Origin of the sequence: Bartonella queenslandensis AUST/NH15, from assembly GCF_000312585.1 — a bacterium.
In the GTDB taxonomy this organism is placed as follows: domain Bacteria; phylum Pseudomonadota; class Alphaproteobacteria; order Rhizobiales; family Rhizobiaceae; genus Bartonella; species Bartonella queenslandensis_A.
This window is the reverse complement of the sequence record NZ_HE998005.1, coordinates 1-11,864: the sequence shown is the minus strand read 5'-3', so window position 1 is coordinate 11,864 and position 11,864 is coordinate 1. Positions and strand designations below refer to the sequence as shown.

General features: G+C 36.9%; 8 protein-coding genes and 1 pseudogene. 4 read left to right on the top strand and 5 right to left on the bottom strand.

Features of this window, described 5'->3' with window-relative positions; genetic code table 11:
• Both BN338_RS11170 and BN338_RS06400 read right to left on the bottom strand, forming a co-directional pair.
• Window positions 1-578: pseudogene (locus BN338_RS11170) on the bottom strand (carboxypeptidase regulatory-like domain-containing protein); the annotation flags it as partial.
• Window positions 579-618: 40 nt separating this feature from the next.
• Entirely contained in the window at window positions 619-942 is a 324-nt protein-coding gene (locus tag BN338_RS06400) for a HesB/IscA family protein (RefSeq protein ID WP_039760195.1), read from the bottom strand.
• A gap of 109 nt (window positions 943-1,051) precedes the next feature.
• Between BN338_RS06400 and BN338_RS06395 the strand changes: the two genes are divergently transcribed.
• The 3 genes from BN338_RS06395 to BN338_RS06385 all read left to right on the top strand — a co-directional run bounded on the left by BN338_RS06395 (window position 1,052) and on the right by BN338_RS06385 (window position 6,682).
• Complete coding sequence (locus BN338_RS06395) at window positions 1,052-2,254, top strand: deoxyguanosinetriphosphate triphosphohydrolase (protein ID WP_039760193.1); 1,203 nt, start codon at window positions 1,052-1,054, stop codon at window positions 2,252-2,254.
• 30 nt (window positions 2,255-2,284) lie between these two features.
• Window positions 2,285-4,042: an arginine--tRNA ligase gene (gene argS, locus BN338_RS06390; RefSeq protein WP_039760191.1), complete on the top strand. Its 1,758-nt coding sequence runs from the start codon at window positions 2,285-2,287 to the stop codon at window positions 4,040-4,042.
• Between the two features lie 150 nt (window positions 4,043-4,192).
• A complete protein-coding gene (locus BN338_RS06385) occupies window positions 4,193-6,682 on the top strand; it encodes an SPOR domain-containing protein (protein WP_039760188.1) in 2,490 nt (829 codons plus the stop codon).
• 193 nt (window positions 6,683-6,875) lie between these two features.
• On the opposite strand, the gene BN338_RS06380 is transcribed toward BN338_RS06385, so the two are convergent.
• Complete coding sequence (locus BN338_RS06380) at window positions 6,876-7,163, bottom strand: hypothetical protein (RefSeq protein WP_039760185.1); 288 nt, start codon at window positions 7,161-7,163, stop codon at window positions 6,876-6,878.
• Between the two features lie 305 nt (window positions 7,164-7,468).
• Between BN338_RS06380 and BN338_RS06375 the strand changes: the two genes are divergently transcribed.
• Complete coding sequence (locus BN338_RS06375; protein WP_039760183.1) at window positions 7,469-8,575, top strand: branched-chain amino acid aminotransferase; 1,107 nt, start codon at window positions 7,469-7,471, stop codon at window positions 8,573-8,575.
• Between the two features lie 109 nt (window positions 8,576-8,684).
• Here the strand turns inward: BN338_RS06375 and glpX are convergent, their stop codons facing one another.
• Together glpX and BN338_RS06365 are read right to left on the bottom strand one after the other, a co-directional pair.
• Window positions 8,685-9,671: a class II fructose-bisphosphatase gene (gene glpX, locus BN338_RS06370; protein WP_039760181.1), complete on the bottom strand. Its 987-nt coding sequence runs from the start codon at window positions 9,669-9,671 to the stop codon at window positions 8,685-8,687.
• Window positions 9,672-9,795: 124 nt separating this feature from the next.
• Window positions 9,796-11,124, bottom strand: a complete 1,329-nt coding sequence (locus BN338_RS06365; RefSeq protein ID WP_039760179.1) for a homoserine dehydrogenase — start codon at window positions 11,122-11,124, stop codon at window positions 9,796-9,798.
• Window positions 11,125-11,864 lie beyond the last annotated feature (740 nt).

The window sequence follows — 11,864 nt, the reverse complement described above, 5'->3', positions numbered from 1 at the left end:
GGTTTAACATTCGATAAAATCACCCCCGTATCATCATTTTCTTTTTCATCCTCATAAATTGTGAAACGAAGTTCCTTTTCATTGATGATACCATTTAATAATGTCGCATTTAAAATAAGACCACCAGCCTCAAGGTGAAAAGTTTTCACAAGACTCTGCCCATTTTCCAGACGAACATGGCGCACAACACTCATATGACCAAATGAGACATGAACAAGATAACTTCCTGGCTCTAAATCAAAACGCGCACTTCCCCCCTTATAGGTTGCCACTAATGGTAATTTATTATCAATCCCTAAAATAGGGGCATAAACCCGCCAGACAAGATCTTTCTCAATATCTTGATGACTATTTGTTAATCGAGCATTCAAAATGAGTTGTGCCTGAGATGCTGAATTCTCTTTTTCCTGCTCTTGGGATTTTATAATAAAACTCCGTGATTGTCCCTGCTGCTGATCTACTCCTTCCTCACAAAAAGCACAGGGGCTCCAGATCAATAAAGTGAGTACCACCCATAATCGCACACATCGGTGCATTATTTTTACAAGACTAGCCATTTTTATATTGTTGACCAACATAATATTTTTTTCAAGAAACAATATCGCAACGCCCCCACTCTCAAATTGAAAAACTTACACCACAACCACATGATGAAACAGCATTAGGATTATGGATTTGAAAAGATTGCTCCATAAGATCATCCACAAAATCAATCTCAGCGCCTTCCATGAAAGGAAGTGAGAGTGAATCAATAAGTACAGTTGCTCCATCTTTTTTGAGAACGAGGTCATCTTCACACATTTCAGAAACCAAGTCATATTTATAAGAAAAACCAGAACACCCACCGCCTTCAACAGAAATACGTAATGCGATTTTATCGGGTTCACACAAAAGTATCTGCACAATTTGCTTAGCAGCAGCCTCTGAAATTTTCACATTCATTTTATATATCCTTGCATTAAACCATCAAGAAAGAGTATCCCATATTATAAACAGAAGTTTATTCATCATAAACCACTCTTAATTTTAAGGTGATAATGGACAGCTTGCAATGGATATAGGCACGATCAACTTCAATTACCAATCTCGAGCCGTCTACAGTGCTCATCCGCAAACAAGCCGTGGTCGATTATTCCATGAAACAATGAGCACCACACGCACACCTTTTCAACGAGATAGAGATCGTATTATCCATTCTAATGCATTTCGACGTCTTAAACATAAAACGCAAGTATTTATTGCTGATGAAAGCGACCATTATCGTACCCGCCTCACCCATTCCATAGAGGTATCTCAAATTGCACGAACATTAGCCCGTGCCCTGTATCTTGATGAAGATCTTGCCGAAGCCATTGCCCTTGTTCACGACTTTGGACACACGCCCTTTGGTCATGCAGGAGAAGATGCTCTTAATGAAGCCATGGCTCATTATGGTGGCTTTGACCATAATGCACAAGCCTTACGCATTGTTACAAAACTAGAACAGCGCTATGCAAATTTTGATGGACTCAACCTTACATGGGAAACCCTCGAAGGACTTGTAAAGCATAACGGTCCTCTTTTAGGTCCTTATGCAAAGAATAAAGAGGTTCCTACCGATATTTTACAATACAATGCAAAGCAAGATCTTGCACTCGATTGTTTTGCAGGACTAGAAGCACAATGTGCTGCGATTGCAGATGATATCGCATACAATGCCCATGATATTGATGATGGTTTACGGTCACAATTTTTAACACTTGATCAATTTGAACATATTCCACTAACAGCAGCAATCTTAAAAGAGATAACAGATGAGCATCCCCATCTCGACCACGCACGACGCGGTTACACACTTGTACGCAGACAAATAACAACCATGGTCGAAGATGTGATCAAACAATCACACGAAAACTTAGCACGCATCAAACCAACCAGCATAAACGATATTCACCAAGCAAAACAAACCACTGTTACCTTTTCACCGTCAATGACTGTTTACGAAAAAGAACTAAAAAACTTTTTATTTAAAAATCTTTATTACCACGAACAAGTTCTTAGCCGTCGCAATGCAGCAAAATGCATTGTACAAAAATTATTCAATTGTTATTATGAAAATCCAGATACAATGCCTGAAAATTGGTGTCAAAAAGCCATGTGTTTAAAAAATCAAGAGTTAGCACGTCTCATTGCGGACTTTCTTTCAGGTATGACTGATCACTATGCTCTACGTGAATATCATCGCTTATTTGACCATACAGATCATTTCGTTTAATAGCTTTTGGCATTATCATGGAAGCTAAATATGAATATTTTTAAAAACTTCGAAAAAAAAATTAAGAAATCAATTGAATTATCTGATATAAAAGGAAAAAATGGAGAAGAACTAGATTTATCAAAAATCACCGTTGATCCCCCACGTGATTCCTCCCATGGTCATTTATCAACCAATGCTGCTATGGTGCTTGCAAAATCTATTGGACTCAGTCCGCGTGCACTTGCAGATAAAATCATAGAACTGCTTAAAAATGATTCCTCCATCGAAAATATTGGTGTTGCCGGTCCTGGTTTTATCAACATCAAGCTTACAAAATTATTTTGGCAAGATGCTATAAAATATATGCTTGAACTAGGCCTTTCTTATGGTCGTACTTCAATGGGACAAGGAAAGCGCATCAATGTTGAATATGTCTCAGCAAATCCGACAGGCCCCATGCATGTAGGACATTGTCGCAGCGCCGTTGTTGGGGATGTTCTCTCCAATTTGCTGCAATTTACAGGCTATAATATTACGAAAGAATATTATATCAATGATGCAGGTCAACAAATCGAAGTTCTCGCTCACTCGGTACTGTTGCGCTATCGTGAAGCTCTTGGACAAAAAATTAATGAAATTCCAGAGGGACTCTATCCTGGAGAATATTTGATACCGTTGGGTCAATCATTGGCTCAAGAGTTTGGTGACCAACTCCTCACCATGGACAAAGATGAAGCCTTATCTATCGTGAAAGAACGGGCGATTCATGCAATGATGTCTATGATTCGCGAGGATTTAGCTGCCCTTAATATTTATCATGATATCTTTTTCTCTGAGCGAATGCTTTACGCAGATAATGCACGCGCTATTCGTAATACCATTAACGATCTCACTTTAAATGGTTATATTTACAAAGGAAAACTTCCCCCTCCCAAAGGACAAAATATAGAAGATTGGGAACCAAACGAGCAAACTTTGTTTCGTTCAACAAATGTTGGTGATGACCAAGACCGTGTTTTGGTCAAATCTGATGGTTCTTACACTTATTTTGCTGCGGATGTTGCTTATTTCCGAGATAAATTTAATCGTCATTTTGATGAAATGATTTATATTCTAGGAGCAGACCATGCTGGCTATGTAAAGCGGCTAGAAGCTATGGCAAAAGCAATTTCTGAGGATAAAGCCAAATTAAGTGTTTTCTTATGTCAATTGGTAAAACTCTTTCGTAATGGTCAACCTGTGCGCATGTCAAAAAGAGCAGGATCATTTGTCACTCTAAGAGACGTTGTCGAAGAAGTTGGTCGCGATCCAGTGCGTTTTATGATGCTATACCGCAAATGTGAAGCGCCTCTTGATTTTGATTTTGCAAAAGTAACAGAACAATCAAAAGATAACCCTATCTTTTACGTACAATATGCAAATGCACGTTGTCACTCAGTCTTTCGTCAAGCACAAGAAGTGCTTCATATTGAAAGTTTTTCAAATGACATCTTGATCACCCATCTTCATCGACTAATCGATGACAATGAAATATTATTAATACGCAAACTTTCTGAATATCCGCGTATCATTGAACAAGCCGTCATTCATAAAGAGCCACATCGATTAGCGTTTTATCTTTATGATCTTGCCTCCTGCTTCCACACCCATTGGAATAAAGGAAGCGAAAATCTCAATTTACGCTTTATTCAGCCTCATGATAAAGAGTTATCCTTTGCAAGATTGGGATTGATACAAGCCGTTATCAATATTTTATCATCAGGACTTAGCATTATAGGAGTCGAAGCCCCAATAGAAATGCGTTGAAAAAGTTCTATAAATACATACAATAGGTACTTTGTGATAAACTTTTTCATGTATCCTTGCATGAGAGGGGGAAAACTTATAATTTTAATATAACAAATCAAAACTAACCATTGATTGCACGGAAGTGCAAATCATTATGTGAGAAAAGCTATGAGCGATAACGATCGCAAAAATCCGCACGAAACAAAACAAGATCATGAACCCCATGATCCTTTAGAAAGACTTACGCGCATTTTTAATCCGACCAAACAAAGCGGAAACCAAAATGAGCACTCCTCTTTAGAGACAGATCGTTTAGCATCTCATTCCAAAACATCATCCTATGATGATGATTTTGATTTATCTTTTCTAGAAGAAGAACTTGAAAATAATTTAACACATAACTTACCGTTTGATGATCAAAAAAAGCAATGGAACTTGCATGCAACCAGCAACGCAACAGCCTCAGGTATTGCACAAACTGATTCTTTCAACCATTCAAGACAAAATAATTTATCTTCAGAGAAATATTCTTCACCAACCAGTCATGATGAAGAACAAATTTTAGACGCACTTTCTCCATTACCAATTCAAAAAAATCAATTACCTCAACAGAAAAAGACTGCAACAAGTTCTCATCCTTTTTTTGAAAAAAGTAATTTACCATCAGAATCAGAAAATTTCTTTTTTGATGAATCTGAAAGACGTAAAAATAAGAGAAGTGAAACAGAATCTATTGAACAAACTAATCATTTTTCAAAAACAACCTCACAACGGCTTGAGACTGCGAATATACAAAAAACTTATGATGGCAATCAAGACTTCTATGATACTGCTATAAACCGTCCCTATGCTTATGAAGTTTCAACGGATCAAGAAAATTGGACCCCCAAAGATCATATGGATGTCTCCTCTTATTCAAAAGAAGATGAATTTTTTCCATCTTCCGACCTTGTATCAGAGAGACAGAACACGGCAAAAAATCAAATAACGAATGATTTCTCTTCTCCTCTGGATTCTACACACGTTGGCAGACAATCTTATTTAAAAGAATCTTCACAAGAAGATTATACAACCAATTACCCTTATTTTTTTGAAGAAAATCCCTCTCAACAAGAAACGTATAGCGAAAAAGTTCCACCATATAATAAGGCTGAAAATATCTCTAACCCAGACAAAGAAATTTCATATACCCCAAATAATGTAGATGAGTTTTTTTCCTCATCAGAACCTCTTAATACAAAACAAACAGATAGCTCTTTTGCCCATAACTATACACACAGAAATACTCCTCCTCCCAATGTTGATACCTATAAATTTTCAGAAGAAATCGTAGAAAAAACTGGTCCTATTATGGTTCCAGAAGTCCCGTATGAAGCCCCAGAATACGATGTACCCAAAGGTGGTTTAGAAGAAGAATTTGCGGATGTACTCAATGTGGGAAATATTCCAAAAGGTGATTTTTTTCAAAAACAACAGAAAAATGAATCTTTCGATGAAATTTTTCATCAAACTATACAGAGTTCAAAAGAAGGGGGGGCTATAAACTCTAAAGAACAAAATGCTGACTATTTTTCTGCTACCAACATGGAATATAATTCTCCCTCTTTTAGTGAGAATCCGCCCTACACAAGATCAGATGAAATCCCTGCGCATCCCTCAGCACCTCCTCCCTTAAAAAGTCCTATTTTTGGTAAAATTTTCATCAAAGGTATTTTTCTTTTTATTTTAATAGCCATTGGATTTGCTGGTTATTCTCATTTTTTTATGCCATCACAGAAAAATGAAGAAACGGTCATTATCCACTCTGATAATACACCTTTTAAATTCACACCAGAAACAACTGAAACAAAAAATGATGTTGCCCATAATTTAGATGTCTATAAACAAACGACTAGACAAAATGAGAAACAAGAAAATACACAACAATTTCTGATTGATAACTCTGAACAACCTGAAAATTTAGAGGGATTCAATCCAGAAAAATCTCCAAATATTTCATCATCTTCTTCAACTGAATCTGATGTTGAAGATGCCGTCACACAAGCTATCAATCATACTATCCCAACACGAGAAGTACAAACCGTTATTGTCAATCAAGATGGTACAGTAACACTTTCTCCCGTGCATCAAACAGAGAGCAAACCTGCTGCTCAATCTGCAGAAACCATTGATCAAATTCCTGACGAGTTTCAAGAGTCGTCTGTTGTTTCATCGCATGATTCCGATAGAAAAGACCAAGAAAGTGATCATGATCTCAAAAATAATATTGATAAAATAATCGCCGAAAATAGTTCTAGCGCAGGTATTGAAGAAAAATTTATTCCTATTCCTTCTCATGCAGAAAGAAATGCAGAAGTTGAAACGCACACCGCATCTCGTCCCACATCACCAAACAGAGTTGCGCCACAAAATTCAGAGGGGTATTATGTGCAACTAGCCTCTCAACCAACGCCTGAGTTAGCTAGAGATTCTTTAAAAAATATGAAATCCAAATTTGGCTTTCTTATCGGTACCCGTCCTTTAAATATTCAACCGGCTTTTATACCAGGAAAAGGAACCTTTTACCGTGTTCGTATTCAAACGCAAAACCGTAATGAAGCTGTAATTCTTTGTGAAACCATTAAAAGTTCTGGTGGAAGTTGCTTTATCACACGCTAAAATAACCATACAACGGTTGTTAAAACCGTTGTATGATTTATTTCAGGGCCATTTATGCAGAACATTTAATGATTTATTGAAAGATTCAGAAATTAAAATTGTCTCAATCTTTTTTCTTATGTATTTAAGCTAACCTTATTCTTTAATCTGTGTCAGTTTTCGCCTTATTTAAAAGATTATGCTTACGAAAAAATTACTGCGTACTCTTATAGGTATAGGGTACAGGAGGGGGCGAATTTAAATCCTTTTGAGGCGTTGTTATGGTCTGGCTTGCTTCTGGAGTATTATAATGTGAACTATGTTCAGGAGATTTTGCAAAAAAAGATCCTAAAAAACCAAAAATAAACCAGATAATAACCAATGCAAGAAGAATAGCAAAAATACCCTTAGCGATTGAAACACGCTGTTCATGATCTTTTCTTTCTGAAGCTCTTTCTGCAGCCATACGTTCTTCATATGTGTGATAATTTTTATCAATCATAGTGAATTCCTTTTCTTAATTCCCTTATCTTTAATTTCTATAAAGTATGCATATATGAAATTATTCAGATACTTATTTTGAGAAAACGACGATTATAGATAAAAGTTCCAGTTTACTTCATAAAGTCAGAAAAAAAGCCGAGAATAAAAATTAAAATATCACCATAGCCTTTGAATTCTAGAACAAAACCCTTTGAGTTCTGCAATAAAACATTGACACAAAGGATTTGCTAATAATAGAGTTATGATCGAAATATCTCATTATTTTTATTAATAAAAAATAAAACATTCTCAAAAGGTTTTTTTATGAAATCTCCCATATCGTCACTTCCCTTTAAAATAGAAAAGCATCCATCACCTCTGTCAGAAGAAAAACGCGAAGAAGTTCTAAAAAATCCCGGCTTTGGTCAATTTTTTACAGACCATATGTGTACTATTCAATGGACAGAAGACAAGGGCTGGCATAACGCCGTTATTTCTCAATACAAAGCTTTAGAGATTAACCCTGCAAGCACTGTTTTGCATTATGGACAGGAAATTTTTGAAGGGTTAAAAGCATATCGTGCAAAAGATGGACGCATCTTGCTCTTCCGTCCTGATGCCAATGCGCAACGATTTATAGAGTCAGCAAAACGGTTAGCCATGCCAAAATTACCAAAAGATATTTTTCTGGATGCCGTTCATCAATTAGTAAAAGTTGATCAAAAATGGGTTTCTGATCTTCCCAATGCTAGCCTCTATATCCGTCCATTTATGTTTGGCAATGAAAACTTTTTGGGCGTTCGCCCTTCTCAAGAATATCTTTTTTGTATCATAGCCTCTCCAGTTGAATCCTATTTCAAAGGAGAAGAAAAATCTGTCAGTGTCTGGATTGAAACAGAGTATAGTCGTGCTGGTCCAGGAGGGACAGGTGCTGCTAAATGTGGTGGCAACTATGCAGCCAGCTTACTTGCACAAAAAAGTGCAACGGAAAACAATTGTAGCCAAGTGCTCTTCCTTGATATGATTGAACATAAATGGATTGAAGAACTTGGCGGTATGAATGTCTGCTTCATTATGGACAATAATACACTCGTAACCCCTCCCCTTAATGGAACTATCCTTCCAGGAATAACACGTCATTCAATTTTACAGTTGGCAAAACAAAGGGGATTAACGATAGAAGAGCGCCCTTACTCTTTTGCAGCACTGCAAGACGATGCAAAGAGTGGGCATCTTAAAGAAGTCTTTGCTTGTGGAACAGCTGCCGTTGTCACATCAATCGGCCGTTTTAGATATAAAGGAGGAGAATTTATTATCGGAAATGAAACAATTGGAGAAGTTACAAAGCAACTTCGGACACAATTGGTTGATCTTCAAAAAGGAAATATAGAAGATAAAAATGGCTGGGTGCATTCTGTCCAGCTCTCATAATAAAACGGTATTCTCACATCTATAAACGCTTCCATGAATACATTACCTTCATGGAAGCGTAAATGTTCATTAAAAATCTCTTTATTTTTTAGTAGCGACAAAAAAAACATTAATCAAATTTTGAATGATCCCTATGCTGTGCTTTAATATTACGGATTGTACCCGTATGGGAACGCATCACAAGAGTTTCTGTTTGAATGTAGCGAGGTGTGAATTTAACGCCAGAAAGCATATTACCATCCGTCACCCCTGTTGCTGAGAATAAAACATCACCCTTTGCCATTTCTTCCATTGTATAAACCTTATTGGGATCACTAATCCCCATTTTAGCTGCACGAGCAATTTTTTCTTCTGTATCAAGCAGCAAACGACCTTGCATCTGTCCCCCAATACAGCGCAAAGCAGCAGAAGCTAAAACACCCTCTGGTGCTCCACCAATCCCCATATAAATATCAATACCTGTTTCTTTTGAATCCGTTGTATCAATGACAGCAGCAACATCTCCATCACCAATCAAGCGAATTGATGCCCCTGTTGCTCGTACTTCATCAATCAATTTTTCATGACGAGGTCTATCCATAATACAAACAGTAATCTGATTAACAGCAACGCCTTTAGCCTTTGCAAGAGCATGGATATTATCAGCGGGATGAGCGTCTATATCGACGATTCCCCTTGGATAACCAGGACCAATAGCAATTTTTTTCATATAAACATCAGGAGCGTAAAGAAGGTTACCCTTTTCAGCAATTGCAACGACTGCCAAAGAATTAGCAAGATTTTTAGCACAAAGTGTCGTTCCCTCGAGTGGATCAAGTGCAATATCAATCGCCAATCCATTTTGAAGACCTACTTTTTCTCCAATATAGAGCATAGGTGCTTCATCCCGCTCACCTTCACCAATCACCACGGTACCCTCAATAGGCAATCGATTAAGTTCCCTCCGCATTGCATCTACAGCAGCTTGATCCGCAGCCTTTTCATCACCACGTCCGCGCCAGCGCGCAGCAGCAACAGCAGCGCGTTCAGTAACACGTACCAATTCAAGCGTCAAAATACGATCAAGTCCATTTAAAATCTTCTGAGTTGTGGGCATATGAAAAAATCCTACCGAATGAATTCCAGAAAAAAATATAAGTCCTTATTAAGCACTAAGAATAAAGCGTTTGGCAAAAATAAAAACTTTTCACAAGAGATATAAAGTATTCAAGCTTGTCTTATCAAGATAAATTATCAATTCTCTGCATACGTTCAATACGAATGAATTGAGATTTTGCAACAAGATGTCCATCTTTTTCAATTTCTGCAAGTGCCTGACGTACATTCACTTCTGTTGTTTCATGCGTGATTAAAATAATCGTTTTTTCAATCTGATTTTCTACAAGAGGTCTTTGAACAATCGACTCTAATGAAATGTGATTATCAGCCATATGCCTTGCAACCGCAGCAAAAACACCAGCACGATCATGAACATTTAAACGAATAAAATAACCACCAGCATGATGTGAAATGCGTGCTTTTTGATGAGGAGAAAGTTCTAATGCTGGACGTCTTAAAACAGGAGCATAGTGAAAACCAAAACGTGCCTTTGCTATATCAGCCAAATCACCAATAACGGCTGATGCTGTTGCCATTCCTCCAGCGCCAGGACCAGAAAACAGTAATTCACCTAATAGATCACTTTGAATAGAAAGAGCATTGGTTACACCATTGATCTGTGCAATCATTGAGGACGTTGGGACCATTGTTGGATGAACGCGTTGTTCTATTCCAGAATCCGTTTTTAATGCAACCCCTAAAAGCTTAATTCGATACCCCAATTCATCAGCCGCTCGGATATCAATTTGCGAAATATTATGAATTCCTTCAACATAAACATCATCTAACGAAACAGCTGTCCCAAATGCTAAGCTTGTCAACAAAGCTAATTTATGAGCTGTATCATTTCCCTCAATATCAAAAGTTGGATCTGCTTCAGCATAACCGAGTCTCTGAGCATCTTCTAAACAATCTTTAAATGAAAGACCTTCCGTAAACATGCGTGTTAATATATAGTTACAGGTTCCATTGAGAATACCATAAATCCGCGTTATATGATTACCGGAAAGAGATTCTTTCATTGCTTTAATAATAGGAATTCCTCCTGCAACAGCTGCTTCAAAATGAAGAAAGACGCCCTTTTGCTCTGCAATTATAGCCAGCTCTACTCCATGTCGAGCAAGAAGAGCTTTATTGGCCGTCACAACATGATGCCCCGCCTCAAGTGCTTTCTTAACAGCGGTATACACCACATCTAATTCACCACCAATTAACTCTACAAAAACCTCAATCTCATCAGAGACAGCCATCTCTACAGGTGAATCAAACCATCTTATATTACTGAGATCAATTCCACGATTACGGCCTTTATCGCGCGCACTAACAGCAACGACTTGGATGGGTCTCCCACATTGACAAGCTAAACTATTCGCTTTTTCATATAGAGCTTGAACAACTGAAGTACCAACTGTACCAAGTCCTGCAACACCAACTTTTAAAGCTTCTGGCATTATCTAACCACTACCCCCTAATCTTTATTGAAAAATCGTTTAAATGATGTGCCACTCAACACAAAGAATACTGATATCCATCAGAACAAAAGAAATCCCCTGTTCTCTTCATTTTATTTTTTCTAATAAAATTACCCCCGCTTATTCAAGCAAAATTCCTAAAAATACAAATATTTATTTTCTTCAAAGATTTCATAATCTTTACAAAAAGTCTAATTCAAAACGAAAATCTACAAAACTTATAAATGCAAATTACCATAAAAAATTGCCATGTTTTTTTAAAGTAAAAAAACCGTTCATAAAAACTAAACTCTCTCAACAAAGGATAGAAAAAAATCTCTCAAAAAACAATCAATAACAAGCGAAAAGATATTGAAAACTTGGTATGAAAACACACACATTTCTTCTAAATCAACAAATATTAAACAAAAAACACTCTCTCATATGATACATAAATAGAATGGAAAAAATAAAGCAGATTAGTAAATAATACCATATTCTTTCTTACCATTATATAGCTCAAACTATCATTCTTTAATGCAAAAATTCTGAGCGCTCTTCTAATCGACACAAGATATTGATTTATAATGATAATTTAGCGTTATTCATATTGAATTAGAACCCCGAATATCGTAAGATTCTCTCATTTCAAATCTGCTTATCTTGAATCAATCAATATCACTTGCTTGCACACCACAAGCGGGGCTGGCGTGTGGGTTAAAATTATTAAAGAAAGGACT

Excerpts from the sequence above, each read along its gene's own strand:
- BN338_RS06400 (WP_039760195.1), bottom strand. The coding sequence starts at position 942 with ATGAATGTGAAAATTTCAGAGGCTGCTGCTAAGCAAATTGTGCAGATA.
- BN338_RS06395 (WP_039760193.1), top strand. The coding sequence starts at position 1,052 with ATGGATATAGGCACGATCAACTTCAATTACCAATCTCGAGCCGTCTAC.
- argS (WP_039760191.1), top strand. The coding sequence starts at position 2,285 with ATGAATATTTTTAAAAACTTCGAAAAAAAAATTAAGAAATCAATTGAA.
- BN338_RS06385 (WP_039760188.1), top strand. The coding sequence starts at position 4,193 with ATGAGCGATAACGATCGCAAAAATCCGCACGAAACAAAACAAGATCAT.
- BN338_RS06380 (WP_039760185.1), bottom strand. The coding sequence starts at position 7,163 with ATGATTGATAAAAATTATCACACATATGAAGAACGTATGGCTGCAGAA.
- BN338_RS06375 (WP_039760183.1), top strand. The coding sequence starts at position 7,469 with ATGAAATCTCCCATATCGTCACTTCCCTTTAAAATAGAAAAGCATCCA.
- glpX (WP_039760181.1), bottom strand. The coding sequence starts at position 9,671 with ATGCCCACAACTCAGAAGATTTTAAATGGACTTGATCGTATTTTGACG.
- BN338_RS06365 (WP_039760179.1), bottom strand. The coding sequence starts at position 11,124 with ATGCCAGAAGCTTTAAAAGTTGGTGTTGCAGGACTTGGTACAGTTGGT.